Genomic DNA, 25,732 nt, shown 5'->3' with positions numbered 1-25,732 from the left:
CATGTTTAGGAATGGGGGAAAACTGTTTGAAACTGACTAATGCTAGCCAAATTTCTTCTTTCTGGGGAATTCAGGTTAAAGAAAGTAAAGTTTTATTAGAAAGAGCAACCCATATAAAAACTAACGACGAACAGAAGTTCATTTTGAAGAAGAAGGGAATCACCCAGGAAGTTAAGAGGGAAATAAAGCTACTTAAGCAACTAGATAATAAGATTATCACTCAGTATCCAATTGCTACAAGCTCCGGTGAATTTTTTGCCACCTACAAAGAGGATAACTATTGTTTATATTATTTCTTGAAAGGTAAACCGTTTGATATAAAAGAAGCTTTGGATAACCCGGAAGTTCCCCGCCTTCTCGGTGAAACGATTGCTTTGATGAACAAATTAATGAGTAACTTTGATAGGGTTGAAGATTTCCCTGATAAAAAAAACTTATATAAAATGGTTTACGGTTATGCGGTTAAAGAAATCGTAAATGCAGACGAATGCGGAAATATTAGCAGGATTCTTGAGGATTTAGAAGAAAGCCTAAAAGAGCATGTTGGCAACTTGCCAACATGCTCATTCATCGTGATGCACACATACATAATATTTTATTTCAGAACAATAGGCTAAGTGGTGTAATTGATTTTGATTTTGCGGAGTTCAATGTCAGGCTTTTTGATCTTTGTTATTGTTGTACGAGCATTTTAAGCGAGGTTTTCTTAAACGAATCACGAAGAGAAAAATGGCTGCTGTTTGTTGGGGAAATAGTCGCTGGATATAATCAATTAAATTCTTTATCTACTAGTGAGCTTAAGTCTATTTGGTATGTAATAATGCTCAGCATTCAAACGATTTTCATGGCATATTTCGTAAATAATTCAAGTCTATATGAGTTAAACAAAGCAATGTTTAGATGGATTTACGACAACAAGGATAGAATTTAAAAAAATAATTTGTTTGGAATTTACCCAATAAGGGAGGCGGAAAATGAATAGCAAGAAAAAAGTCAGAGGCAAAAGAAGAAAAATTCGAAGATTCATAAGGCTTTTAAATGAAGCGACTAAAGATTTTCCTGAAGATTTTTCTTATGGTTATTGGGAAATTCATCTGCCTGATCGAGGATCTTTTTGGATTAATTCGCCGAAAACTCCTACTAGCGTCCGCAGACTGTGTATTCAGGCGTTGATTAATAGAACAAAATTTCTGATTGATATTAAACCTTCCCAATACCAAACAGTAAAGGTTTTGTTAATCATTAACTTTCACTATTGGCATTCAGCCAAAATAGAGTTTTATATACCAAAAACCCCGTGTGAAGGAATTTATCCATTTACGGAGGATGAATACATTAGAATAGTTCCTCTGAACAAGAATCGGGACTTCGCAGCGGAATGGGGATTAGAAATTCCGATGGGACTTGAAATAATGGGACTAAAAGAGGAAATAAAGGATTTGGAATTAGTTGATGATACTTGTTTTGGCGGTGAAATTTGGTATCTAGGAGAACTAAGCTAAATCTCTTTTTTTCTGATTCATTTATTCATTTTCATGATTACAAGCTTTCTTACAACTCGAAGTGACGCGGTGATTCAAAAAGGATTATCGCTATTTTTGTGGAATTTAAACATAGGAGTTGCTAGGTTTCGACACTATTTTTACAGAAGAAGATACATAAGGGGAGAAGATCGCTTTGGATAAAATTAAAGAATTGAAGCTTCCTGAAAACGGCCGGGTGATTGTTATCTCCGATATTCATGGAGAAATCAATCTTTTCAAAGAGCTTTTAGAAAAGGTCCAGTTTTGCAATGATGACTACTTAATCATTAATGGTGATCTATGCGAAAAAGGCGGCAACAGCAAAGAAGTTGTGCGTTATGTGATGGAACTTACCGCCACTAATCCGAACGTGCATGTTATAGAAGGAAATTGCGATGCGCTGGTAGAGCACCTTTTAAAGGAAAACCCTCAGCTGCTAAACTATATGACTACCCGGGACAATACCCTTTTTAAGGAATGGCTTGAGCAGATTGGTTATCAACTTACTAAACACTCGACCATCCAGGAAGTAAAGGAAGTATTGACCCATCACTATGAAAATGAACTGAAATGGCTGGCAGAATTGCCGACAGCCATCGAAACCGATCGCTATATTTTTGTCCATGCCGGCTTGGAGGATATCGAGAATTGGAAGGAAACAGAGCGCAGCAGTGCGCTAGGCATGCCTTCTTTTCTGGAAAAATCACATCGGGCAGGCAAGTATGTCATCGTTGGGCATTGGCCCGTTGTGAATTATTCAACCGATATACCATCTGACAATCCAATTATTGATGAAGCAAAAAAAATCATCGCAATCGACGGTGGTAACGTCATCAAGCCAACTGGGCAATTAAACGCCTTTATCATCCAGCGAACAGCGGGGATTGATTCGTTTTCCCATATATATGTAGACCAGCTGCCGACCAGGACTGTCACTAAAGATTTTGTTGCCGAGCAAACAATGAAGGGCTCCATCAACTATCCTTTCTACACGATTGTTCCTGTTGAAAAAGGGGAGTTCTTTACTCTGTGTCGGCAACCAGAAACGGACAAGCTTCTTCATGTGAAGAACGAATATATCGTGCAAAATGAAAATGGCGATTTTACGATTAAAGCAGATGTATCCTGCGCTCAAATCACTATCAGTAAAGGGGATATCGTTTCTGTTATAGATGAAGACTGCACGGGTTATGCGCTGGTCAAAAAGGACGGCAAAGCGGGATGGATTCTGACAGAGTGCTTGGTTTAAGGGGGAGTTTAGTTAGTTGATTCCCCAACATACATTTTTGGGAGGCTAAAAGTGATCATACCGACAATCATTCGAAACGCATTAGGAACGATAGGATTTCCCTTTACAATCTGGAACTTAGCGATGGATAGAAAAAATAGGGTTGAACCGCCGGGACAGATTATAAAAACGAGATTTTCAGATATACATGCAATTGTGACTGGGGAAGGGCCAATAACGGTAATATTGGAAGCAGGATATAGTTCAGTATCTCTTGACTGGTGCTATATTCAGCCGGAGATTTCAAAGGTTGCCCGTGTCATTTCGTTTGATAGGGGGAATTATGGGTGGAGTAAAACAAGAAGGAAAACAATGACTTCTTTGGATAGCGTTGAAGAAATTAGAGAAGTATTGGATCAGCTTAAAATCAGGCCGCCATATATTTTGGTGGGCCACTCTTATGGCGGTCTTTCAATGCGATTGTTTGCAAGTATGTATCCAAATGATGTTGTTGGCCTTGTTTTAGAAGATGCTGCCAATGAAAGCCAGTATGTATTATCTCCAGAGAATACGAAGCGAATCAAGAAATTTAGGAGACTTGTTTCCTTGGGGTATGTTACTTCGCTGGTTGGTATTCCAAGAATGTTTAAACAGAAAATCGGCAGGAAGTTTCTAGAAAAGAAGTATAATCGATCGCTGAACTACATCGGTTACACTTTGGGGGCTTATCAATCTGCATACCGTGAATACCTTGATTCCGAACAATCTGCCCAACAACTTTTAAATGCCAATCCTCTACGAAGAGATTTACCCGTTGTCGTAATAAGTGCAAAAAAACAGCCGGAAAGTTGGAAGCGGCACCAGCAATTATTATTGAATTTAACTGAAAACACCGAACACATTGAAGTAGACACCGGGCACTCCGTCCATCTCGAAAACCCAGAAGTTGTGATAGATAATATAAAAAACTTAATAAAAATTAATGAAAAGCCTCATTTGGTTCGGAATTAATAATTTATAATGTATTTTTGAATAATGGACAATATTGCGCGGTTTCCGTATATAGTTTGAATAGGTGGCTGGAAAAGGGAGGGATTTTTATAAAAAGGTTCCTTTATTACTTGTTTTGCACCATTTTTATTGGGTTTATTTTTTATATGGGAATGAAGTATCATATCAATCTAAAAAAAGAAGCTGAAGCGACGTACAAGATGTTTCCGTTGTTAATTTTTGCAGCCGTTTCTCCAGTTGTGATCGGTATGTTGCTGCGGATTCCAAAGCTGATTCTGGAGATTTTGGAAAAAAAGAAGTGGACGTTTGATTGGTCTAAAATTGTCGCAATGGGGATACCTGCACTTTATGTAGCGATGTTGCCGTATATTTCTTACACGCAAGTCGGGCAGCATTTACCATTCGCGAAAGAGATTGTATTTTTAGGGAATTCCACTATTACAACGGCGGCAGGGATTGTTTTTGGTTATGTCTTATTGGACAGCATCAAAAAATCTAAATAATATATGTAAAGCGTCCGCCTGGAATTTTCTCGGCGGACAAATTTTATGAAACTCTCCACCTAACTTTTAAAAAAAGAAAAATGGAGCTATTGCCGCGCCTGTAAAGCCGCCAAGGAAGCCTCCCGCAAAGCCTCCCGCAAAGCTTCCCCTAAAGCCCGGACCAAATCCAGGGCGGAAGCCAGGATAACCATAGCGGTATGGAGGATACCCTCTTCTAAAACCTGGACCATAACCATAACCCATATAAGTTCACTCCTTTGGTAGTTAGAACTACTTTTCCCGAAGAGGTCAAGCAGCCTTACTCCTACTATATGGAATTCCTCCTGCGCCTGTACTCAACAAATGCGGAATTAAGAGTTATTAATTTTTTTGGATTTGTAAATTCTCACTTTTGATTTTCTAACAAAACATAAACCCATCTATTGAAGGTGGGTTTATGTTTTGTATTTACTCTGTTTAGTACAGGGAAATTATCGATTGCATTGGAGCGAGTATTTCATTCTTCGATTTCCCACTGCGGATTCCAAACTACTTCCCATAGATGACCATCAGGGTCTTGAAAATATCCTGAATAGCCCCCCCAAAAAGTATCGTGGGGTGGTACTGTAATAGTAGCCCCTGCTTTCTGTGCCTGTTCCATAACCTCGTCAACTTCTTTTTTACTTCTTACATTGTGTCCAATAGTAAATTCTGTTGGGCTTGGTGTTGTCATTGTAAGTTTTGTATCATGGGCGATATCATTCCGATTCCAAATTGCAAGCCGTAGACCTGCCTGTAAGTTGAAAAAAGCAACTGCACCATGTTCGAACTCTTTTCCGACAATTCCGTCTGTGGAAAGCCCCAATCCATCTCGGTAGAAATAAAGTGACTTCTCTAAATCATCTACTCCCAGTGTTATCACGGTGATTCGCGGTTTCAAAATATAACCTCCCAATCATGCTATACTTTTTTACAGGTGCATCCTTTCAGTTCAGCAAAAAAATCTTGGGGTAGGCAAGCGTTTGTCTCCTTTACTGGAAACAAACAAGAGGATATTAACATATATTACTTATTCGATGTAGTATTCTCATATTCCTTGCTGTCCAAGTACTTAGTTGATATGCCGTGATTCGCATAGGAACTGAATGCACGCCAGGAATCCTGCTTCAAATATCAACAATATGGATTTAACATAGCCATTTTTTAAAAAAAATGAAAGAAAAAGGTGCATCATTATGAAAGATTTCCACTGCTGTGCAACCTGCCAGCATTTCCGGGCCGAGAAAAAGATAGAAGGAATGAAATATTTCTGCACCCGGCTCGGGTATGAAACGAAACCGAAGTATAAATTCAATTGCTGGAGTCCAAAGGAGCATGTTCAAGAGCTAATGAAAAAGAAAAACATGGGCCAAGCGGACGCCTAAAAGAATACGTTTGAAAGGGGCGTTCCAAAAAGGAATACGCCCTTTTTTGTTGAATAGTACTTATCAACGAGATGGATTGATTTTCCTGATTTAGTGTATAAATTCAACTATATTTGATGGGGGAGTAAAAGGACACGGCAAATTCGGAAGAAAAATAAGGTTGCTAAATGATTTCCCCTAAAAAAAGGAGGTTTAAATATGATGTTTCTGTGCCTGGGTTATTTTGAACCTGAGAAAATGGATTCCCGCCCAAAAGCGGAGATTGATGCTGTCATGGATGAGTGCGGGCCGTATCTCGAGAAATTATACAGGAGCGGACGAGTGTTGATGGACGCCGGCCTGGATGTGGAGGCTAAAAGCCTGCAAAGGGAAAATGGGTCAGTAACTGTTAGCGACGGCCCTTTTACAAAAGCAAAAGCATTGGTGGGGAGTGCATTCCTCATCGAAGCCGAGAATATGGAAGAAGCAATCCGGATTGCCTTATTGCACCCAACCGCACAATTGGCCGCGGGTGAGCAGTTTGGCTGGGGCATTGAAATTAGGCCGGTCAACTATATTAAGGAGAAGGAATAGGAGGGCTAGAGCTACGTTTGCGAAACAGGGATTTTACCTGAACCGATGAATTAATTTTCAGGAGGATTTATGGAATGGAAACAGCATTTCAGAACGAATACACCGTAACAAAAGAACGATTCATGGAATGGGCTAAAAATCCAATCCAGAGAAATTGTTTTTTCATCTTCTGGATTTTTTTCACACTAGTAACAGCTGTTCTTTCCATCTATTATTTATTCATTCATGATACCGCATTTTCTTCTTTCTATCTGCTATTATCGGTGTATTGTGTATACAGAGGTTTTTTAAGGACGAGAATGTTTACGGAAAGACAATACAAAGCACTTACAATCATTCAGCAAGCAAAAGAGTGGAACCGAGTTATCAAATTTGCGGATACGATAACGGTATATGATGGAAACAACACGATGACTTTGGAATGGAACCAAATAGTAAAATTAATTGATCAAAAGAACGAATTGATTTTAGTTTTTTCAAAAGGTATGGGAATCAGGCTGGATAAATCAGGTTTCACAAAAGGTTCTCAGGCTGAATTTTTGGAATCAATTAATAATAAAAATATACCTATAACTAAGAGAAAATAGGGTGTGAAAATGAACCTATATCAGGGCCATTATGGTCCTGTTTCTCTTCCCTTTAATTTATTTCAGCTAGTTTAAATGACTTACAGTGATCAAACACCAGGAAAGCCAGTTTGCTTTAAATTAATGATTCAATTATAACTCCTTAAACTTAATGGTCCTTCTGTAGATAATCCAGAAGGAAGTCTAATGATACTGAAGAATAAAGAATAATAAGCATTCTTATTAAGGGGGAGTTTGATGCGTTGGATCATTATTATTTTATTAGGGATGGGGATGGTATTAACTGGTTGTTCAAATAAAGGCAATGTTATAGAAGTAGAGGTTTTTAAGGCAGAAGATATACCTTTTGAAAAAGGCTCAGGTAGAGCAACTATTGTATTTGAGACCCCCTTTTTCGATAATGGTACGATTATACACAACTTTTCTGAAGACGAACTTTCCGAGGGTGGTAAGATTATAGATGGAATGATTGACGTAATTGTATTAGCAAAAGAGTTAAAACCATCTGGGAACTATGAAATTTTACTTAAGGGAGATTCTAACCAAGGAGTTGTTTTTGGGCCAAAAGAGAATGTAGAAATCCGGTTTGGTTCTATGGTAGGAGAAACTTTATTTCAACCAAATGAGCAAGGAGAACTGTTTGTTTCGATGAAGAATCCGTTAAGAGTTATTTCAAATGCAGAGGAAATAAGGGTTATTGTCTTGGAGGATGGAAAAGAAGTTTTAAGGACGGAACCTTTTATAGTTTCGAAAAAATAATTATTGTATAAAATCGCACAGTGCCAATCTGTATGTTATAATGTAAACAACCTTTTAAGCTTTAAATTTTTTAACATTACCGGCTCCATCTCCCTACTCGAACGTTGAGTAGGGTTTTTTATTGAGTAAATTAGTAAGAAACATAAAAAAAACAGGCCCTATACAGAGCCTGTTTTCCATTTTTTAAATTATGCTTTTTGAACGTTAGCAGCTTGAGCTCCACGAGCGCCTTGCTCAACGTCGAAAGTTACTTTTTGGCCTTCGTCTAAAGACTTGAAGCCTTCACTTTGGATAGCAGAGAAGTGTACGAATACATCGTCACCGTTTTCGCGTTCGATAAATCCAAAACCTTTTTCTGCATTAAACCATTTAACTGTACCTTGTTCCATTTTTGTTGCCTCCTAGTGCGTTAGCGCACAATGTATTACTATCCTTGCCCAAAGTGGATTTCAAGACGAAAAGTCGAGACTTTATACAATCTTTTACACCGAACAAAAATAATTCTTCTTTATCATAACAGCAATCGGAAGTAATTGCAAGTGAGACTAAATACTCAAAAATTAATTCCACCTTCTACACTTAAAGTCCCTGCATGGAAATAAAAACGATTTGGGTTTTATTGGATTTTATTCAGTTGCATGGTAAATTGAAACTAAAGGAGAAGGGGGGGAGAAAATATGGCAATGCCAACACACATCGCGGCTACTGGCGGAATTGTGGAAAACGAACACGGTGAAATCCTTTTAGTAAAAACACATAATCAAGGATGGGTTTTTCCCGGTGGGCAGGTGGAAGTAGGGGAAAACCTGATCGATGCCTTGTGCAGGGAGGTCAAAGAAGAAAGCGGCATCGACGTGGAGGTTTCCTATTTAATTGGAGTGTATTCGAACACAGCCATTTATAAATGGTACGACGGTGTAACGGATGTGCCGACTAAGGTCATGTTTGATTTTGTTTGCAAACCCATTGGCGGAGAATTGGCGACTTCGGAGGAAACGACTGACAGCAAATGGGTTCCAAGAGAAAATGTCCTTGATTATATTGAGACGCCTCCAATCCGTGCCCGCTACCAGGCATATTTGGATTTCGACGGGAAAACAAAGTACATGGAATATGTAACCAGGCCGGATTTTGTTGTGAAATTAAATAGGACGATTTAATTTTTTTAAAAAGCGCTTGGATAAAAACTCCAAGCGCTTTTCTCTTTGTGGTAATATTTGGTTATGGAGTAATTAGCTTCTGCTGAAGAGGGAGTGGCTGGTTTGATCAACGAATTGAAAAGATTAGTAAACAATTGCAGCGAAGAAGAGGCGAAATCACTTTTATTCCTCATTTTATTGAGAATTGAAATGGCGGAGGAAACAGGAACCTCAGATGTACAATTAAGTAAGGATATAAGAGAGATATATAGTGATTTTATGAAAAATAATGCTGGCCAACCTAACATCGGGGGCATCCAAAATCCATCTATCATTCATATTGTGTTTGGCGAAACAACTCTCCACATGCTAAAGCATGTGCTGAAAACTGAAGGGTTGGCTGAGAAGGAACAAGTTATCGGGTTTCCGGACCTTTTTGCCATTGGGCCATTGTCTAGGCTAGATGAGGAGGCCGGTCTAGGCCATAGGCATGAGTGGATAAAAAATCATATCCATTACGACGAGGACTATCTCGATGAATATAAAGTAAAGATGAAAACCGCAATTGAAACAGTTATTGCCATACCTGAAAATATTCCCATTCATATTTGGTGTGGAGAAAACGCGCACGAACAAACGGCCGCCAGCTTCGCCATGCATCTGTTAAGCGGGAAAAAGAATGATGTTTCAGTATTTAACACTACTGCAAGCTTTAAGGAAAAGTTCAACACTGCGGAAATACAATACCACCCTTTACATACCGGAGAACTTCATCCTGAAAAATTGTGGTTTATTTTTGAGGAAAATAGAAACAGGATTCCACTTACACGGGAAGACCGACTTAAACTCGAGAGTGAATGGGTGGAGATATCTGCCGGGAACGCTGTCCTAAGAATTTGGGATGCGGGCAAAGTGCGCAACATTGAGGAAGACTATTTTGACCAAAATTTAATTGATATAGCCAAGCGGCTACATAAGAAACAAAAAAATAAGGATTTCTTAATGGCTGCGAGGATTATTGGAGAGGCAATCGGCCAAATCGAGCAATATGTTGGTGATTCTTATTTGGAATACAGGCTAAGGCATTTAATCGCTGCAGGCATATTTGAAGTTCGGGGCACAACCAAGGCATTAAGGTATTATAGTGTGAAACTCAGTTGAATATCTATGTAAAAATCGCATTTCAGGGAAGAATCTACTTGGTTCGGACAGGAACAACGACAACCAATGAATATATATTAACTAGCTGTCATTTATATAATTGGGGGGAGAATTGTGATTAAAGGAAATAAACTGGTATTCATTTCGACACTGTTATTAGTTACAAGCTTAATCACCTGGCTTTTAGGTAATTATATGGCGTCTCCAAGTGAGATGGACGAAGGTACTTCATTTGCTATTATGGGATTCATTGGAACAGTTTTCTTTTTATTTATCACTTTAGTTCTATTAGTAAAGCGGAGGGTAAAATGAAAGCGAATGAAGAAACTAAAAAGAACTATTTAATTGTTTGTGTTGCAGGATTAGTGATTTTATTTTCCAGCATTATATGGTATTACAAATGTCCGATTCAAGCAGAGGATGTTCTTGTTGGAAGGGATGATGTGTATGAAATTCACCTCATTGCTTATAAGGGAAATAATCATATGAATTATTACAATATAGAGTTCAAGGATTCATCTAAAGTTGAGCGATTTATTGAAGTTTTCTCTAAAAGTGGATATACCAGAATTCCAGGAAGTAGAAACATTGCAAATGATGGGAATTATATAATGATGGCCGTGGTTTACGGAGAAAATTTCAACAACAATATGGTAATAGTAGAGGTAAATGATAAAGGATATCTCAAAGTCGACGCAAACACATATAAATTTACAAAGAACAATACGGACATATTTAATGAACTCTATGAGATGCTGGTTGTAGGAAACAAGCCGATTGAGCCTGAGAAGTGAACTTATTGCTTAAAATTTTTTGGCGTTCTCTTATCCTAAAGGTATTCAGCTTTTAGTATCGATTAGATGGTTCTTATAGACCGAGATGGAACAATTTGCGGGAATGGCGGGGAAGTTCATCCACTTGATTTCTCCTTATTTGACTTTACAATTAGGGCCACCCTCTTCTGAATGGTGAAAAGGTAAGCTATATATGGAAAAGTGCTCAGAGGTTAATAACCTCTGAGCAACTTTCATACCACCTTACAAGAATATGTATCGACTCTAAGCCCCTATCTACTAAAGTTATTGAAGGTTTTGTTTTAGGGAAACAAGATCTTCCCTTCCCTGGAATACATTAGGGTATTTTTCTAAGACAATTGTTATTAGATCATCTTTGTACCTTTCGGTTAATAAGCTATCATTGCGTAAGAAATGCAGGAAACCTATTAGTGGATGGCCATTATTAACCAATGCGTGCAAGTTGCTTAACTCTTCTAGGTAATCCTGATAAAAACGTACATCTTCATTATTTGCCATTTTTACAGAGTTTTCAGCTGCTTCAATTGCTTTATCTAAGTCTGAAAATAAATAAGCCCGAGATAATTGCTGATAATAAGAGCTGTTAGGAAATAATGTTACAGTCTGTTCATAATAATTGAGAGATTCTTCGTAATCCCCTAATTCGGAATAAATATGTGCGATTAATAGCATTATCTCATTAACATTTGGAATTATGTCGTTGAGTTCTATCGCTGTTTCTAAAGCTTTATGGGGATTTTTTTTTAGATATAGTTCCCCTCGCACACTGGTAATTCTTAATGGAAATTCTTTTATTGTCTTTATTGTTTCGGATTCATATGAAGAGAATGATTGGCCAGCCGCTTTTTCAAAAGCAACCCGAAAATCGTCTTCCTTGCAGCCTTCAATAATTTTATTGATCGCTGTCGCTCCCTCATTTTTGATTAAAAGGCCGACTAGAACACTACTCTGAAGATATGGATTATAAGGCGAACGGAGGTGATGATCCCATTGTTTATTGCTTTCTAGTTTTTTGAAATTAACAATTTCCGTTTCTTTAATATCCTCGTATGTGATCCCCTGGTTTTTTCGTTCCACATATTCTGCTAATCCTTCATGAAACCAAACAGGCAAGTCTGAAAATCGGACTCCGCTATTTTTTAATGTACTACTAATCAGATGATGGGTATATTCGTGTACAATGGTTTGGTTAAATTGGTATAGCTCGTTTTCACCCTTTGGAAGTGCAATATATATAGAATTTTTTTCAGAAACATAATATCCAACTACCTGGCCATCTCCGGGATTTCCAAATAACTCTTGTAATTTGGAAAGATCATTTACTAAAACTATCGATACTGGATTGCTGATGTTTTTTCCGAAAAGTTCAATCAAGAGTTTTTCATTTTCACTTAATGAATTTAAAGCGGCATCAATAGCCATTGAGCTTTTGTCATTTTTAATTTTATATTTAAAAGTGATGTGTCCAACTTTTTTTGATTGAGCATTCTCCTCTTCAACAAGAGGTTTTGAATAAGAGTGCTGTTTAACCTCTTTTACAATTTTGCCAATCCCAACGTTTACCACCAGTGATAACCCAAAGAAGAGGATGAGCGCAACTATCCAAAATGCTATTTTTTTTATCATTTTGTATTCTCCCAAGAAAATTATCGTTTCTAGTTTCCTTCGTAACAATTAACAACAGGCCAATCACCAACAATGATTTCCGCCTTCTACCCCCTCACAATAAACCATTCATTAAATTCAATTATACAAATTAATACAGGAAATATGTTATTAAATGTTAAAATAGCAATAGTGTGGATGTGGATGAGTTGTTAAGCAGGGGACATTACCTCTGTTTCACTCAGATTCATAGGTGAAAATTTTGCAATCTGGGAGTACGACAGCTACGAAAAATACCTGGAAATAGAAGCGAATGTCCGGAGCCACCGCGATCGAGCGGGTCAATCGGTGGTTTGAAGCAAGCGGCGGCAGGGATTATGTGGGGAAGGAATACATTTTAAAGGAAAGAAACGAAGAGTTGAGGACCACTTTACTTTAATAGAGAAACCTCAAGCCCCCAAGCTTGACCTTGTAATAAAACCCAGCTATTATTGTTGACATATCAACGTTTTTGAGGAGGCGGGCCTTTGGACGAAAATAAGCTCATTGGACTCTTAATCCGGAACGCGGATTTGACGATTGCGAATTACGTCAAGAAGCAGCTGGAGCCGTTCAACCTTGCTCCCGAGCAGAATCTCATCATGATGATGCTTTGGGAAAAGGACGGGATTTCACCGTATGAACTCTCCCTGCAATTGAAAAAGGACAAAGGCAATATCGCCCGCATGATTGCGAGCCTCGAGAAGAAGGGATACATCAAACGAATGGATGACCTTTGCGACAAGCGCACATTCAAAGTTCACTTAACGGACGAAGGAAGGCAGCTTGAATGTCTGGTGGCACCCATTTTAGAAGAGGCTAGCCGGACCGTGATGAATGGGATCAGCGCGGAACAAACGTTGCAGCTGCAAAAGATGTTAACAAAAATAATTCAAAACATAAGTGGAGGAACTTCAACATGAAAATCGTAGCAATAGTAGGAAGCATCAGAAAAGAATCGCTAAATATGTATCTGGCAAAAACAATGCAGGAACGCTACCAAGATAAGCTGGATATTCAAATTGCCGACATCCGCTCCCTGCCTCATTATGACCAGGATGAGGAAAACAATCCGCCACAGTCTGTTAAGGATTTTAAACAATCCATCGCGGACGCGGACGGAGTAATCATCATCACTCCTGAATACAACTGGTCAATTCCTGGTGTTTTGAAAAATGCTTTGGACTGGGCTTCCCGTGTGGACAAGGTTTTCATCGGTAAGCCTGTATTCCCGATGGGTGTAACCATGGGAGCACTTGGAACCATCCGCGCGCAAATGCATTTGCGTGAAATTTTGACCGGCCTTCAGGCGAAGCAACTCCCGCCAGCAGGAAATGAAGTACTCATCGGCTTTGCCAACCAAAAGTTTGATGCCCAAACAGGCCAATTGGTCGATGAAATGACACTTGGCTTCCTGGATAGTAAGGTTGAAGTGTTTATTGACCTAATTAAAACGGTATAATCATGTAGACTTTTGAAAATAAAACGGACAATACCTTAAGATGCGTTTCCACAATAAAGTGGGAACGCATTTTTTGTATGGATCAAAAAATGATGTTTCTAATCCGTGAAAAAACCTTTTTTCAAAATGCTATTCGGACAGAGCCCCAGGCCCGAATGAGGTATGGATTCGGACATAGCCTCAAGCTTTCACGGCTTCGGTGTCCGAAACAATACAATTAGAGGCCGCTATAATGCGGTCTTTTTACTTTAGGGAAGAAGGGAAAGGTAATCTTACCTTTTATCTCGAATAGATAACCTTAATAGAAAAATTTAAAAAGGATGTGGGACCGTGGTTCATGCAAAAGAAGTATTATCCGACCAGCTGCTGGCAAATGCGAATGACCCCAGCTGGTATATCCCTTTTTTACAATCAGTGGAAAATTTGAGCGAAGAACAAGCCTTTTGGAAACCGGATGAAGGAAGCTTCAGTATTGCTGAGATTGTGCTGCATTTACTTTATTGGAATCAAACATGGCAAATCAGGTATCAAAGCGGAAATGTAAACGCTGTGCCTCCTCTTTCAAGCAATGAGGAAAGCTTCAAAATTCCTGACAACCACACGTTTGCTTCCTTAAGGAATCAATTAGTAGACTCGCTGCTCCGATGGCAGGATCTATTAACAGTGGAAAAAATGGAAAGCGATGTAGCGGGCTTCTCTGTAAATGCGAAGTGGTGGGGAATAATTGCGAATCTAACAACACATAACGCATATCACATCGGCCAGATTGTCTATATCCGTAAGCTTCAAAAAAGCTGGATGAGCAAGTTAAAACTGTAGGTTTATTATTCGACATAATATTTCCATTTTCTGTGATACCATGAAAATATAAATAATTTTTTAGGGGGATTAGTGATGGAAACGAGCAATGTCGAATCGGTAAAAATCAGGCCACTACGCATTGATGACTTTAAATTTGCATTGAACTGGAGCAGGGATGAAGGATTCTGCCTCGCAAATGGATGGGAGATGAACAGGAATGAGGAGGAGCTATATCGGTGGTGGCTTCGCTGCGTGAAAAATGAGGCGAAAGATTTTGTTCGCATGGGAATTGAGTGCGATGGGAAGTTAATTGGGTATGCGGATTTAGCCGGTATTCAGGACCATTCCGCTGAACTAGGCGTTGCAATTGGAGATACTGCACAATGGGGCAAAGGCCTTGGGGTTAAGGCAGCCCAATGCATGATGGAGTACGGTTTTAAAAAACTCGGCATCACGGATTTTGCCGCTGAAACGCATGAGGAAAATGTTCGCTCCAGAAAAATGCTTGAAAAGATTGGCTTTAAAGAAATAAGCAGGATTGGTCATGAGGAATACATCGGTGCAGAAAGCCAGCTGATTCAATATCAAGTCTCTTATTGGTAGTCATATTATATGAAAATAGAGCATAATTCTGTCCAATTTCGGTCTCATATGCAAGCAGCCATTTGATATAAAATTTTTGCTAGAGGTAGAAAGGCGAAAAGCTTAAGTGCAGTTTGGCTCAATATGAACTACTCCATTTTAAGGTTAAGGATAACACTCTCAACCCTTGTACCTAAGGCTTGTACATATAAATGATCGTGAAGGGTTGGCCGATCTATGCCCCATGTGAATGTAAAGATGTTATCCTTCGCATCGTTTTTTATGTCGTAACCGATTAGTTTTCGCTTATTCCAGGTACCGGTACCTGTCGGGATTAACCAAAACAACACTGTTTCTGTGTTATTGGCATGCACATTGAATGTAATGTGCGTGGATCCTTTCGGTATTTGGACGCAATTATCCTCTATAGGATAGCTGGATGTGATATCGAGTATTTCAGGTAATTCATTACTGTTTGTTAGCGGATATTTTATTTTTTAATGGAACAGAAGGTAGTATTTACTTGCTTAAGAGGATTAGCATTAACTTTGTTTAATATTATTTAATGTAGTTAATTGGAAATGGAACCGAAAAAAAAGGAGAATATTGATGAATCCAATACTTATAATGGCAATAGGATTACTGACAATTATATTTACTTTTGTCCTAATGAGTTTTTATAAAGTGTTTGTAAAAAAGAAAAATTTGACTCCTTTCTACACACCCTTTGATGAAATAACTGGACAATCTCAAGTGGAATTTCATGTAGAACAAGAAATACTAGTAGTAGATGAGGAACAGGGAGATGACAAGGATAAGAATAGTAATAAGAAGAGTAGAAATTTGTTAAAGGACAACAGAGCAGAATTGTATAAGAAGGTCTGATGGTAATGTAATCACATAATTATAGTTTTACTTAATTATTGAGGGAAGGTATCATTATTAACAGCTTTTCCTGTGATCGGAATTCCATAATTCGATTTTTGGAGATTCATAGACCCTTATTAAATTGCAAACAACTCGTTTTTTTCATTGAAATGGCAATTTAACTAAAGGCAGGGAAGGAATTGTTGAGGAATGGGGCAGAGGCTCTTAATTAAGTTGAATTATTGGTTTATCTATCTGGGGATTATATGGACTATTATTTTTTCAGGGATGAGTATTTATTGGGCAATGGGCGGCATGTTGGGGGTAAGATCTTTGGGTGGAACAATTTATGAGATTGCCTTAAACCCCTCACCATCGTTCTTGGCTATTGTTTGGATTACTGGTTTTATAAAGCTTCTCGGGGCAGTATTACTATTGATGCTGCTTGTCCACCGGAACAATTCCGAAGTGATCCGAAAGCTTTTTTACATTGTAAAAACAGGTGGAGCATTACTGTTCTTGTATGGGGCTCTTAATTTCATCACAATTTCCTTACATGCGTTTCATATACTCAATTTTGATTTAGACCAATATGCTACCTTTTGGAGATTGGTATTTTGGGAACCATTTTGGATGGCCGGAGGGGTTTTTTACTTTTTTTCCGTCAACAGAACACAGAGCCGTTAATAACTATAATTGGTGGATGTCTATTGTTATGTGGATGAACATGAGTTTGTAAGATTTATCTTCAATATTCGATGCAAATCATAGAGGACTATAGCTTTTACTTATTGATATTATTTCCTTAAAAGGTTAATGAGATTAGGCAGGTTATTAGATGAAGCTATATACACTAAAGAAGGATTTTAAAGGATATAAAAAAGGAACACAGTTTTACCTGATTGCTGAGTCGGAATTCATCGGGGTTAAGGAGTTTGTGTTGAGAACGATAGATTTAACGGGCAGGGTATCAATTAATGAAAGTGAACTCCTTAAGAATTTTCTTTTCATAAAAAAATAAATCTATCAAAACTAGCAGTGAATCCACATGGCATCTCTTAAAAGCCATTGAACAAATTATCAATTACATAGCTTTAAGCTAAAAAACATTTCTTTGCAAAGAAGAATGTTTTTTATTTTGCGCATAATAGCTGCATATCGTTAATAAAGTAATAATAAATGATAATAATTTATTGTAAAACGATAAATTTCCTGTTAGGATAAATTGAAAACAAATATGTGAGGTGCTTTTTATGAAACGAGGGTCAACATTATTTTTAAGGATGGCGGTTTTCCTAATCGGATCCCCAGTTCTTGCGTTTGGTTCATTCGGCTTGTACTGGTTAATGAAAAATCCAGCAAATCCAGAGTATGCCCATATTCTGTACCCGATTGTAGTCGGCATGTATGTTTCAGCGATACCATTTTTCGGTGCGTTGTATCAGGCTTTTAAATTGTTAGGCTATATTGACAGGAACCAGGCTTTCTCTGAATTGTCTGTTAAGGCGCTCAAAAACATCAAATTCTGTGCGATCGCCATCAGTGGTTTGTATGTAATTGTTCTGCCGTTTGTCTTTATGGTAGCCGAACTTGATGATGCGCCGGGTCTCGTCATAGTTGGAATGGTCCCAATCTTCGCTTCACTGGTGATTGCAGTGTTTGCTGCTGTGCTCCAAAGACTTTTACAAGAAGCGATAGATATAAAATCTGAAAATGACTTAACGGTCTGAGGTGAAAAAAATGGCGATTATTATCAATATAGATGTGATGTTGGCAAAAAGGAAAATGAGCGTAACGGAGCTTTCGGAGAAAGTTGGAATCACGATGGCGAATCTTTCTATATTGAAAAATGGAAAGGCTAAAGCGATTCGATTATCCACATTAGAGGCAATTTGCAAGGCATTGGACTGTCAGCCTGGGGATATTTTAGAATACAAACGTGACGATGACTAATATTTAAACAAATCATTGCGTTGATCCAGGAGGATTAACGCTTTTTATATGGAATTACTTATTGAGCGGAGAAATATTTTGTCGGATTAAAGAATATAAACTATAAGTGGAATGCAATGCGGTAAATATAGAAATCGATGGAATAGAAACCTTAAGTGCTAATTGGATATCGCGTTCCAGCCAGGTTTATATAGATTCAATTTTGAGATAATTGATAATAATATTGGTGAGTGAATCAACAGAGGCTACCATAAAAGGATGTGATTCATTGAAAAACGAATCGGAAAAACGGATGAAACAGAAGTTGACCGGTCCTCAACAGGTTGCAGAATTTATGGATAAACTTGACCATCCTCTTAAAGAGGAGATAGAGGAAGTTCGCAATATAATTTTAAGTTGTGATGACCGAATTACGGAACATATTAAATGGAATGCACCGAGTTTCCTCATTGAAAATGACGATCGGATAACGTTCAACCTGAATGGAAAAGGATTTTTCCGCCTTGTTTTTCATTGTGGAGCAAAGGTGAGTCCTGAAGCAAAAAAGGAATCTCTGTTTGTTGACCATACTGGCCTATTAGAATGGCAGACTAATGACAGGGCTCTGGTAAAATTTTTTAATGAAAATGATGTTAAAGATAAAGAAGATAGGCTTAGAACCGTAATCGGAGAATGGATTAAGGCAACTGTTAATTGAGGTAGTTGCACAGAGTTAAAGGAAGTAATTAAATACCAATGCTTTTTACGTTTAATTCGCGTCTCATAGGGAATAAAAATCAAAATGCAATAATAATGGGGACATGACTCCATAATAAAGAAGTAAGAATTAGGGGGCATTGCTATGACGAAAAAAAGAGCTGAAATTGGCGATCAAATTTCATTTACACGTAAGAATCACTCTTTAGAAGGAACTGTTGAAATCGTAAGGGACAACAGCGTTATTGTGGATGTTTCAAAAGAATCAGCGGATAGCTTGGGGTACGATACAACAAAAACGGTCGTAAAGCATTCGAATTATTTAATATTATCCTCGGTAGAAACAGCGTGAGCTTTTATAAAATGGTTTTTGTGTACAAAGCTGAAATCGGGGCAGGGGTTTAGAAAAAGTTTGCCCCGGTAGCGGACACGTATGTGGTTACAGGGGGAAGTTCTATAACGATACAACATGAGAACTTCCTCCAACTGGTCAATACAGCATTGAAACTTGCCGAAGCAGTCCAGCTATCGGACAGGTTTTTGATTTTAACCACGAAACGAGTCCCCACCCCATCCCCTGGCCATTAAATATTGGTGGCAAGCCGCGTGTATTTCATCCATCCAAAACATAAAAATAAAAAAACTGCACCTCCATCTAAATGAAGACACAGCCTATAAATCTATGATTATTGAAAGTATTCGTAATAGTTAGACGTTGGAAGCAATGGAATTAGCGGGTTTCCATCGTCATCGGTTCTGTAATGGCTAATTGCACCTTTTAGAACCTTATTCTGATCGTCCATTTATTTTTCACCGATTGTCGCTAACAAATGATTGTTATAGAAAACATAATGGTGCCAAAGAGAAATATCTTTTTCATTATCCATCTTTTCCATTTCTTGAAGTTAATTCCTATATTACTGATTTTTACATAAAGATTCATTGAGTAAATTTTGGAAAGAGGGGAGGGAGGAGAGTGGATTTTAACAAAAAAAACGTATTCGATTTTTAGACCGAATACGCTTTTAGTTTCGATTGGGGAATAAATTTTAAATAGAAACAATGCCGTACATAATACTGCCGATAACACCGGCCACTACAAATCCTAAAAAGAGCATTTCAATTATCGTCGCCACATAGGCGTTTTTGTTTTCATCATACTTCCATTCCATGATTGCGCGGACGGTTTCGGACACAAAAACTAAAAGCAGTATGATGAACCTCGTTTCAAAATACCAGGGAATCTCCACTATATCATTACCAATTGTATAAAACCCAAAAATGATGAATAGAATTGTAAAAGTAATTCGAACGGTCCAATCCGCGATTCTATGTTGAAGACACTTTCAAAGAGGTTTCACCGTCTAAGGTGTCTTCATCGTTTATAACAGTTTCAAATATTTCAGTAAAATTAATTTGTTTCAAATCTTACATCGAGGTAGAGAAGGAAGTCGACTGAACTGGAATTGTTTATTGAGTTCGTTTTTTTCCACATCTAATACATTTACCAGAATAATAGCTGTACTTATGGTTTCGACGAAAAAAACAAATAAGTGATTTAAACAAATGAGTTCAACTCCTTTAAATTGAACCCGGCAGTCCAGCCATCATGGTATACTCACTTTAGATCTGTGACTTTGCGTCCCTATTTTTCAGTAGGTTTGCCTTTTCTGGTTTGGAGATAATTATACACCTTTGAATTGTTAAAAGGAACCAAAAAATGTGAAATAACTAGGTAATATAACCTATTCGAATATGGTGTATTAAAACCGCAAAGTTATTTGATGCCCTATTGCTATTTAAAAATAATACATACTTAACAGCCTAAATAATATGATTGTTGTTTAAACAAGTTCAGCATGTATATTTTTCAAAAGAGGTTTTTTGTAATTTAATGTTAAAATAATAATAATATAGATTAACGTTTTGGCGAGGAGAGGATGTTTAATAGCCGGTAAAATATCCCTACTAATAGTAACGCTTTTTTTCACAAGGTATTTGTTAAGAATCTTGATTGTTGGACATCAAATGCTCCTATCGAGCAGTTAAAATGGTTTTGGATATTGGTTGTGATCATGGCCAGGGGATTTCACGGGTTTATTGAGTGGAAGTATATAAAAGGATCAAAACAATTCATTGTTTCGATTGTGGAAGTCTTAATTGGGGTTGTATTGGTTCAATTTCTTTTTTCGTCATGATTAGTTTTTTAGTCCATTAAACTATTACTACCAATATTGGCAGCAGGGGTTTGACGGGAAATTTAAGAAGACAGAAAGTAGTGAGGCTTTAAGAGTGCTATTGGAGTTCTCCGTTTCTGGATTTCACATTAAGATTCATTGGCAACAGTTAAGACACTAAATCATATTTTTAAAAAACTCATTCCAATATAAAAAATCCCTGCTTTTTTGAAAAGAAGGGATTTTGCGAATTATTCACTAGAGTCCTTCGTACCCCACATACGTTCCGCCAATAAAGTCGTGAACGGCTCTCTTGTCTTTTCTAAAAAGCACCATAAATATACTCACAATACTGGAAATTCCAAACGTTATATACGCTACCGCGAACTTACCGACTATTTCCCGTAAAATCATATTTTTAAAGGTTAATGGTTTATCATCCAATCGCTTTACTTTAATTTTAAGAACTCGCTTCCCTACTACATAGCCACTCCAAATCAGGGGAAGGAGCGTTAAATAGCCAGTATAAACCACATGCCACAGCCAGCCCATCACCCATTCATATGAATATTCTCCTGTTAAAAGGAAGATAAAAAAAGTAAGTGGCACACTAATAAGGATAAAATCTAAAACATCTGCCATCAATCTTTCAATAAAACCAGCCGGGGTTATATCGATTAAAGTTTTTTCAGGATTAATATTCGTATCCAACATACGTTCCTCCAATGAAGTCGTGTACGGCTCTCCTGTCTTCCCGGAATATCACCATAAATAGACTTACAATACTGGAAATACCGAACGTTACAGACCCCAGCAGGAACTTCCCGACAATTTCACGTAATATCATATTTTTTAACGTTAAAGGCTTATCATCGATTCGCATAATTCGTATTTTTATAATACGTTTCCCGACAATATATCCAGTCCACATCAGGGGTAAAAACGTCATATATAACAAGTAAACCAAATTAAAGATCCAGCTTATCCCCGAACTACCCCAATAATCTCCTGTTATGAAGAAAATTATCAAAGCTAGAGGCAAACCAACAATGAAAAAGTCAAAGATATCAGCCAAAAATCTCAATCCGAAACCTGCCGGGCTAAAATTCATTCAACTCACTCCTCTGCATTTTTTTGAGTGAAGCAGGGGACTTATCCAGTGCCTCACTTAAAATTTCTCATCCAACCCGAATATGAAGCAGTGAAGCAGGGGACGTTTCTAATGCCTCACTGTCTTAACGAACGATGGTCAATCTTTCGCTCCCTTCCAAATGAAAAAACCGATAAGCCCGGCAACGCCAATGACTGGAGTCCATATAAGAAGAGGAAGAACAAAAATCGACCACTCCATCCCTTTTTCAAGATTCACAGCCTTAACCGGGGGTTCGCCTTTACCCAAAACTCTGAAATCTTCACCGGCTTTTGCCGCTTCCACCGTCCGGTCACAGAGCTGCGAAGTATACACAGTTTTATTTTTGAAATCCGGATTCTGCTTTGCGTACACTAAATACTCTTCGCCTTTTTTGAAAATAATGCTGCAGGAGGTTTGAGACGACTCCAAAATAACATGGGAATCGGAGGGGCCTTTCCACGTTTCCTGCACCTCAAATAAAACCTTCTCGATCGTAGAGCCAGAGCTAAATTTCTTTTCTTCCTTAATTTCAATGACTTTCCCGGTAAAAACCGCCTTCGACTCTGCAAGCTCCTGCTCAACAGAAGGGAGATCATCACACTTACAAGCATGGCCAACCAAAGGAACGGCAGTAATAATCCCCAAGCAAACCGCAAAAACAACAAACCTCCTCAACATCATATCCCTCCTGTTCCCATTGAAGAAGAGTGAAGCAGGGGACGTATCTACTGCTTCAAAACCGGATATAGAGAGCTGTTCACTTTTTTGGAAATTATGCTATAATTTTACCATAATTCGGAATTTTGTGGAACTTCACGAGGAGGGAGGAGGAGCATTGGAGCTCCGATAAAAGCAATCATACCAAGATAAATAGGGGGAAAAGTGATGAATGTAGCAGTTTTAGAGAAAAAAGCTTCGCGGTACATACTGCCTATTTCCATCATGCTATTCATTGGCAGTTTTTTTATGCCTTTTGTCATTGTGAATCTTATCCAAAAAGCAATGTACCATTCAAGTACTCATTGGTTTTTTAAGACTCCCACATCAGCTTCTATTACGTTTGGAGTAGGAATGATGCTGATTGCACTTGCCTTGTTTATGTACGGAAAAACGAGCTGGAAATTTAAAAAGTGGCTATCTCTGTTCCTTATCCTGATAAGCATCCCTTTTTTCATGTTCGGCATCTCAAACTATTATTATTTAGACAAGGAAGGAATCCACTCTGATGTGCTAAAAAGCTACAACTCGGTAGAAACTTACCGATGGGATGAAATAACAGAAGTGAATGAAGTGTACAAAAAAGAGATGAACAATACCCATATTGAAAGCTACCAATTCAAAACGAAGGACAACCGGGTCTTCGACTTGCCTCATGATAAAAACTTCCTTCCATTTCGGGCTGGACTTATGAAAATGCTGCTGGAAAACAAGGTGACGATTACCGATAATTACGATGAGTTGTAAGTTCATAGAAAAATAGTGATGCAGAGGAAACGTCCCCTGTCTCACTGCATCACTGCATCATTCCTCAGCATTGTGCTATTCTATGTGAAAAGGAAATTTGAGGAGTGGTGAGAGATGGGTATGATTGCGAGCTTTTTCAGGGTTTCGCCAAAGATGCTTGAGATGTTAAAAACGAACCCGGACGAGGCGGGGGACCTGATTTTTGAAATCGAAGAAATCGAGGAGCTAGAGCTGGACATCGATAAATCGTGGCATGGCATCTACTTCCTATTAAGCGGGGTGGCTGACCTGGATGAGCCTGCTGACGGGCACATCGGGCGAGCTGTGCTTGGAGGTCATGAGCTGGGAGATGATTTTGGCTACGGCCCGCTCCGGTACTTCGAAGCCGATGAGGTGACAGAGATCTACAACGACCTAAAGGCCATATCTCCCGATGAGTTTGCCAGCCGCTTTGACCCAGAGAAATTGAGTAATCACAATATTTCCCCAATGTATAAGAAATGGAGCGAAGAGGATAAGGAGTATCTGGTGGAAAACTACGATTTCCTTCTGCGTTATTATGAAATGGCGGCGAGGAACAATGAGGGAATGCTGCTGTTGATACAATAAGGGGCTCTTTTGAAGTTTATTTTGGTTAAATCCCTAAAAAAAAGTGGAAGCCTTTATGGTTAAGGCTTCCACTTTTTTATCTACCTAATAGGATTGGACGTGCAAAATGGAAGATATTTTAACCAATGTCTTAAAAAGTGATAGATTGGATGAATATCCGTTATTCAAAAAATTTTGTTCCCTAAAAGAAAAAGGATTACGGAAGGATTCCTTTAAAGAATTATTCTCATTTATTGATGAAGCAAAGAAATGGAGTAATGATAAACAACGGAATTTTGTTTGTTGGCTATTTGCTTTATTTGAAGTATCAGATAATGTTCACCATCTACTTGTTCATCCTTTAGAAGAAAATTTATTAAAGCCGATACTTGATGAATGGATGAAAATTAATCCCAAAGATCCTAGGCCATATAGGTGGTATGGTTTGTTTTTACAAACCGAAAAACGTATCGATTACTTAAATAATGCTCTTGAACTTGGTGGTACTAGCGAACAATTATCCTTAGTAAAACTAATTGATAGTAATTTGTACTCCCTTTGGTATTCTTTCCATCATATATCTGAAGATTTGTATCTTGGCAATATTGAAGAAGATTCAATACTGATTACTAAGTCTCAGCAGTTAAACGACAAGGTAGAATGTCAACAAACCAAAAAGAATAATGATGACGAACTTAACTATTATAGAAAACTGTTGAATGACTGGATAATGTTTAAAAACGAACAAACAAATGACTTTGTTAATTGGTGTAAAAACAGGGGCAAGGGTTACTATTGGACAAAAGCATATTATTACGAATAATTAAGGGCTTTTTATCCTTATTATCAACTAAAAAATTAAAAGGACCTTTTTAAAAAGAAGGAAGTTTCGAATAGAATTCCAGCGCCTGCCTTACAACAGCGGGGCTTATGCCTGTCCTGGAAAAAATGCGTGCACTCCATTCTTCATTTGAAATTAATGGGGAGTCATGAAATAAACCTGCATTTGTACTAATAAAACTGGACCAATTGTAAAATTCCCAATGCTGGACCTCATCTTCGTTGCGAATTCGCATTTCACACAATGGTTTGCTAAATGAATTTTGCGAGGAATTGCCCGCTTCAAAAAGCTCCTCTTCGGTAATTTTGCTTAAGGAATAATGCTGGCGGCTAATTTTCCCATTGGGACGATGGTAAGTAATTTTACAGTCAGTTGGAGAAGAGCTAACTTGCACGTTTGCGGCCGGGAAAAACCCGGATACAGGTTCACTTACAAAATCCGGACTCGAACTGTCGATTAAAATAGGGCGGATCCATTGGTCCCCAAGGTCGCACAAATAGCGGTAACCATCTATATAGGCAAGAACCCCGACATGAGCTTCGGGGGTACCGAAGTCAGAGCCAATCGCATGGGCTTCAATCCCGGCACTATTCAATTCATGCAACAGCCAAATAGCCAAATCAAAACAATTTCCGCTCGTTCCAAATTGTTCTCTATGTTCAATCATTTCACGAACAGTTCGCTGCCTAGGACCCGATGGCTGATTGTATACCCAAGCCTTTGTGAGTGTTTCCATCGGAAAATCATCAAACAAACTCCAAACCTTTAATAAAGAATCTGGTGGAATCAATGGATTTCCTCCCTCTAAAAATGTTTCCGTAAT

38 protein-coding genes, 1 pseudogene and 1 riboswitch are annotated in these 25,732 nt (G+C 38.2%); of the genes and pseudogenes, 30 read left to right on the top strand and 9 right to left on the bottom strand.

Annotated features, from left to right (window positions below; all coding sequences use genetic code 11):
• The first annotated feature begins 26 nt into the window (after window positions 1-26).
• The 6 genes from AR337_RS20960 to AR337_RS20940 all read left to right on the top strand — a co-directional run bounded on the left by AR337_RS20960 (window position 27) and on the right by AR337_RS20940 (window position 4,265).
• The gene (locus AR337_RS20960) at window positions 27-617 is read left to right on the top strand and encodes a hypothetical protein (RefSeq protein WP_059174002.1); all 591 of its coding nucleotides are present in this window, start codon (window positions 27-29) and stop codon (window positions 615-617) included.
• Window positions 560-931 carry a phosphotransferase gene (locus AR337_RS24125; RefSeq protein ID WP_082687107.1) on the top strand — a complete coding sequence of 124 codons (372 nt, stop codon included), beginning with the start codon at window positions 560-562 and terminating at the stop codon, window positions 929-931. Before AR337_RS20960 ends, AR337_RS24125 begins: the two co-directional genes overlap by 58 nt.
• Before the next feature lie 43 nt (window positions 932-974).
• A complete protein-coding gene (locus AR337_RS20955) occupies window positions 975-1,502 on the top strand; it encodes a DUF3916 domain-containing protein (protein ID WP_059174001.1) in 528 nt (175 codons plus the stop codon).
• A 175-nt stretch (window positions 1,503-1,677) separates the two neighbouring features.
• Complete coding sequence (locus AR337_RS20950) at window positions 1,678-2,772, top strand: metallophosphoesterase (RefSeq protein ID WP_059174000.1); 1,095 nt, start codon at window positions 1,678-1,680, stop codon at window positions 2,770-2,772.
• A 51-nt stretch (window positions 2,773-2,823) separates the two neighbouring features.
• On the top strand, window positions 2,824-3,762 hold the full coding sequence (locus AR337_RS20945) for an alpha/beta fold hydrolase (RefSeq protein WP_059173999.1): 939 nt from the start codon (window positions 2,824-2,826) through the stop codon (window positions 3,760-3,762).
• Between the two features lie 146 nt (window positions 3,763-3,908).
• Complete coding sequence (locus AR337_RS20940; protein WP_253702043.1) at window positions 3,909-4,265, top strand: hypothetical protein; 357 nt, start codon at window positions 3,909-3,911, stop codon at window positions 4,263-4,265.
• A 66-nt stretch (window positions 4,266-4,331) separates the two neighbouring features.
• Here the strand turns inward: AR337_RS20940 and AR337_RS23565 are convergent, their stop codons facing one another.
• Together AR337_RS23565 and AR337_RS20935 are read right to left on the bottom strand one after the other, a co-directional pair.
• Window positions 4,332-4,508: a hypothetical protein gene (locus AR337_RS23565; RefSeq protein WP_172797584.1), complete on the bottom strand. Its 177-nt coding sequence runs from the start codon at window positions 4,506-4,508 to the stop codon at window positions 4,332-4,334.
• Between the two features lie 253 nt (window positions 4,509-4,761).
• A complete protein-coding gene (locus AR337_RS20935) occupies window positions 4,762-5,184 on the bottom strand; it encodes a VOC family protein (RefSeq protein ID WP_059173998.1) in 423 nt (140 codons plus the stop codon).
• A gap of 295 nt (window positions 5,185-5,479) precedes the next feature.
• Here AR337_RS20935 and AR337_RS23885 point away from each other — a divergent pair, with 295 nt between their 5' ends.
• The 4 genes from AR337_RS23885 to AR337_RS20915 all read left to right on the top strand — a co-directional run bounded on the left by AR337_RS23885 (window position 5,480) and on the right by AR337_RS20915 (window position 7,587).
• Entirely contained in the window at window positions 5,480-5,668 is a 189-nt protein-coding gene (locus AR337_RS23885; protein WP_253702039.1) for a hypothetical protein, read from the top strand.
• Between the two features lie 198 nt (window positions 5,669-5,866).
• The gene (locus tag AR337_RS20925; protein WP_059173996.1) at window positions 5,867-6,241 is read left to right on the top strand and encodes a YciI family protein; all 375 of its coding nucleotides are present in this window, start codon (window positions 5,867-5,869) and stop codon (window positions 6,239-6,241) included.
• Window positions 6,242-6,315: 74 nt separating this feature from the next.
• The gene (locus AR337_RS20920) at window positions 6,316-6,828 is read left to right on the top strand and encodes a YcxB family protein (RefSeq protein WP_059173995.1); all 513 of its coding nucleotides are present in this window, start codon (window positions 6,316-6,318) and stop codon (window positions 6,826-6,828) included.
• A gap of 237 nt (window positions 6,829-7,065) precedes the next feature.
• Window positions 7,066-7,587 (top strand): hypothetical protein, encoded by a 522-nt coding sequence (locus tag AR337_RS20915; protein ID WP_059173994.1) that lies wholly within the window; start codon window positions 7,066-7,068, stop codon window positions 7,585-7,587.
• A gap of 188 nt (window positions 7,588-7,775) precedes the next feature.
• Here AR337_RS20915 and cspC read toward each other — a convergent pair whose 3' ends face one another.
• Window positions 7,776-7,976 (bottom strand): cold shock protein CspC, encoded by a 201-nt coding sequence (gene cspC / locus AR337_RS20910; RefSeq protein ID WP_010331195.1) that lies wholly within the window; start codon window positions 7,974-7,976, stop codon window positions 7,776-7,778.
• A 288-nt stretch (window positions 7,977-8,264) separates the two neighbouring features.
• Here cspC and AR337_RS20905 point away from each other — a divergent pair, with 288 nt between their 5' ends.
• From AR337_RS20905 to AR337_RS20890, 4 genes are all read left to right on the top strand, one after another.
• Window positions 8,265-8,747 carry an NUDIX hydrolase gene (locus tag AR337_RS20905; protein ID WP_059173993.1) on the top strand — a complete coding sequence of 161 codons (483 nt, stop codon included), beginning with the start codon at window positions 8,265-8,267 and terminating at the stop codon, window positions 8,745-8,747.
• Window positions 8,748-8,849: 102 nt separating this feature from the next.
• Complete coding sequence (locus tag AR337_RS20900; protein ID WP_059173992.1) at window positions 8,850-9,887, top strand: DUF1835 domain-containing protein; 1,038 nt, start codon at window positions 8,850-8,852, stop codon at window positions 9,885-9,887.
• A 114-nt stretch (window positions 9,888-10,001) separates the two neighbouring features.
• Entirely contained in the window at window positions 10,002-10,199 is a 198-nt protein-coding gene (locus AR337_RS20895; RefSeq protein WP_059173991.1) for a hypothetical protein, read from the top strand.
• Complete coding sequence (locus AR337_RS20890) at window positions 10,196-10,681, top strand: hypothetical protein (protein ID WP_059173990.1); 486 nt, start codon at window positions 10,196-10,198, stop codon at window positions 10,679-10,681. Before AR337_RS20895 ends, AR337_RS20890 begins: the two co-directional genes overlap by 4 nt.
• A gap of 285 nt (window positions 10,682-10,966) precedes the next feature.
• Here the strand turns inward: AR337_RS20890 and AR337_RS20885 are convergent, their stop codons facing one another.
• On the bottom strand, window positions 10,967-12,328 hold the full coding sequence (locus AR337_RS20885; RefSeq protein WP_059173989.1) for a DUF1570 domain-containing protein: 1,362 nt from the start codon (window positions 12,326-12,328) through the stop codon (window positions 10,967-10,969).
• Window positions 12,329-12,556: 228 nt separating this feature from the next.
• Here AR337_RS20885 and AR337_RS20880 point away from each other — a divergent pair.
• The 12 genes and pseudogenes from AR337_RS20880 (at window position 12,557) to AR337_RS20825 (ending at window position 19,059) form a co-directional block, all read left to right on the top strand.
• Window positions 12,557-12,746, top strand: a pseudogene (locus tag AR337_RS20880) (pyridine nucleotide-disulfide oxidoreductase).
• An 88-nt stretch (window positions 12,747-12,834) separates the two neighbouring features.
• Window positions 12,835-13,269, top strand: coding sequence for a MarR family winged helix-turn-helix transcriptional regulator (locus AR337_RS20875; protein WP_059173988.1), 435 nt, complete (start codon window positions 12,835-12,837; stop codon window positions 13,267-13,269).
• Entirely contained in the window at window positions 13,266-13,808 is a 543-nt protein-coding gene (locus tag AR337_RS20870) for an NADPH-dependent FMN reductase (RefSeq protein WP_059173987.1), read from the top strand. Before AR337_RS20875 ends, AR337_RS20870 begins: the two co-directional genes overlap by 4 nt.
• A 330-nt stretch (window positions 13,809-14,138) precedes the next feature.
• Window positions 14,139-14,627, top strand: coding sequence for a DinB family protein (locus tag AR337_RS20865; protein ID WP_059173986.1), 489 nt, complete (start codon window positions 14,139-14,141; stop codon window positions 14,625-14,627).
• A gap of 75 nt (window positions 14,628-14,702) precedes the next feature.
• Entirely contained in the window at window positions 14,703-15,212 is a 510-nt protein-coding gene (locus tag AR337_RS20860; RefSeq protein ID WP_059173985.1) for a GNAT family N-acetyltransferase, read from the top strand.
• Window positions 15,213-15,800: 588 nt separating this feature from the next.
• Window positions 15,801-16,076, top strand: a complete 276-nt coding sequence (locus AR337_RS20855) for a DUF3951 domain-containing protein (RefSeq protein WP_059173984.1) — start codon at window positions 15,801-15,803, stop codon at window positions 16,074-16,076.
• Between the two features lie 216 nt (window positions 16,077-16,292).
• The gene (locus AR337_RS20850) at window positions 16,293-16,745 is read left to right on the top strand and encodes a DUF3995 domain-containing protein (protein WP_253702037.1); all 453 of its coding nucleotides are present in this window, start codon (window positions 16,293-16,295) and stop codon (window positions 16,743-16,745) included.
• Window positions 16,746-16,896: 151 nt separating this feature from the next.
• Entirely contained in the window at window positions 16,897-17,079 is a 183-nt protein-coding gene (locus tag AR337_RS20845) for a hypothetical protein (protein ID WP_059173983.1), read from the top strand.
• Window positions 17,080-17,311: 232 nt separating this feature from the next.
• Window positions 17,312-17,788, top strand: a complete 477-nt coding sequence (locus AR337_RS20840; protein ID WP_059173982.1) for a DUF2975 domain-containing protein — start codon at window positions 17,312-17,314, stop codon at window positions 17,786-17,788.
• A gap of 10 nt (window positions 17,789-17,798) precedes the next feature.
• Window positions 17,799-18,011 carry a helix-turn-helix transcriptional regulator gene (locus tag AR337_RS20835; RefSeq protein ID WP_059173981.1) on the top strand — a complete coding sequence of 71 codons (213 nt, stop codon included), beginning with the start codon at window positions 17,799-17,801 and terminating at the stop codon, window positions 18,009-18,011.
• Between the two features lie 268 nt (window positions 18,012-18,279).
• Window positions 18,280-18,708 carry a DUF1801 domain-containing protein gene (locus AR337_RS20830; protein WP_253702034.1) on the top strand — a complete coding sequence of 143 codons (429 nt, stop codon included), beginning with the start codon at window positions 18,280-18,282 and terminating at the stop codon, window positions 18,706-18,708.
• A 144-nt stretch (window positions 18,709-18,852) separates the two neighbouring features.
• Window positions 18,853-19,059 carry a DUF2187 family protein gene (locus AR337_RS20825; RefSeq protein WP_059173980.1) on the top strand — a complete coding sequence of 69 codons (207 nt, stop codon included), beginning with the start codon at window positions 18,853-18,855 and terminating at the stop codon, window positions 19,057-19,059.
• A 697-nt stretch (window positions 19,060-19,756) separates the two neighbouring features.
• On the opposite strand, the gene AR337_RS20820 is transcribed toward AR337_RS20825, so the two are convergent.
• Window positions 19,757-20,035: a DUF4181 domain-containing protein gene (locus AR337_RS20820; protein WP_082687106.1), complete on the bottom strand. Its 279-nt coding sequence runs from the start codon at window positions 20,033-20,035 to the stop codon at window positions 19,757-19,759.
• 263 nt (window positions 20,036-20,298) lie between these two features.
• A riboswitch (cyclic di-GMP riboswitch) is annotated at window positions 20,299-20,383 on the bottom strand.
• A 285-nt stretch (window positions 20,384-20,668) separates the two neighbouring features.
• On the opposite strand from AR337_RS20820, the gene AR337_RS24120 reads away from it, so the two are divergent.
• Window positions 20,669-20,905, top strand: coding sequence for a DUF4181 domain-containing protein (locus AR337_RS24120; RefSeq protein WP_082687105.1), 237 nt, complete (start codon window positions 20,669-20,671; stop codon window positions 20,903-20,905).
• A gap of 237 nt (window positions 20,906-21,142) precedes the next feature.
• On the opposite strand, the gene AR337_RS20815 is transcribed toward AR337_RS24120, so the two are convergent.
• The 3 genes from AR337_RS20815 to AR337_RS20805 form a co-directional block, all read right to left on the bottom strand.
• Window positions 21,143-21,595 carry an RDD family protein gene (locus tag AR337_RS20815; protein WP_253702031.1) on the bottom strand — a complete coding sequence of 151 codons (453 nt, stop codon included), beginning with the start codon at window positions 21,593-21,595 and terminating at the stop codon, window positions 21,143-21,145.
• Window positions 21,579-21,995, bottom strand: a complete 417-nt coding sequence (locus AR337_RS20810) for an RDD family protein (protein WP_059173978.1) — start codon at window positions 21,993-21,995, stop codon at window positions 21,579-21,581. Before AR337_RS20810 ends, AR337_RS20815 begins: the two co-directional genes overlap by 17 nt.
• Before the next feature lie 138 nt (window positions 21,996-22,133).
• The gene (locus AR337_RS20805) at window positions 22,134-22,694 is read right to left on the bottom strand and encodes a hypothetical protein (protein WP_059173977.1); all 561 of its coding nucleotides are present in this window, start codon (window positions 22,692-22,694) and stop codon (window positions 22,134-22,136) included.
• 207 nt (window positions 22,695-22,901) lie between these two features.
• Here AR337_RS20805 and AR337_RS20800 point away from each other — a divergent pair, with 207 nt between their 5' ends.
• The 3 genes from AR337_RS20800 (at window position 22,902) to AR337_RS20790 (ending at window position 24,891) form a co-directional block, all read left to right on the top strand.
• Window positions 22,902-23,480 (top strand): hypothetical protein, encoded by a 579-nt coding sequence (locus AR337_RS20800; protein ID WP_059173976.1) that lies wholly within the window; start codon window positions 22,902-22,904, stop codon window positions 23,478-23,480.
• A gap of 114 nt (window positions 23,481-23,594) precedes the next feature.
• Window positions 23,595-24,089 carry a YfbM family protein gene (locus AR337_RS20795; protein ID WP_059173975.1) on the top strand — a complete coding sequence of 165 codons (495 nt, stop codon included), beginning with the start codon at window positions 23,595-23,597 and terminating at the stop codon, window positions 24,087-24,089.
• A 106-nt stretch (window positions 24,090-24,195) separates the two neighbouring features.
• Window positions 24,196-24,891 carry a hypothetical protein gene (locus AR337_RS20790; RefSeq protein ID WP_059173974.1) on the top strand — a complete coding sequence of 232 codons (696 nt, stop codon included), beginning with the start codon at window positions 24,196-24,198 and terminating at the stop codon, window positions 24,889-24,891.
• A 49-nt stretch (window positions 24,892-24,940) separates the two neighbouring features.
• Here the strand turns inward: AR337_RS20790 and AR337_RS20785 are convergent, their stop codons facing one another.
• Window positions 24,941-25,699: a hypothetical protein gene (locus AR337_RS20785; RefSeq protein ID WP_253702028.1), complete on the bottom strand. Its 759-nt coding sequence runs from the start codon at window positions 25,697-25,699 to the stop codon at window positions 24,941-24,943.
• Window positions 25,700-25,732 lie beyond the last annotated feature (33 nt).

The sequence above is a fragment of the Bacillus sp. FJAT-27445 genome (genome assembly GCF_001510665.1).
Taxonomy (GTDB): Bacteria; Bacillota; Bacilli; order Bacillales; family Cytobacillaceae; genus Bacillus_D.
The sequence above is the reverse complement of the archived record's forward strand: the minus strand, read 5'-3'. Positions and strand labels throughout refer to the sequence as shown.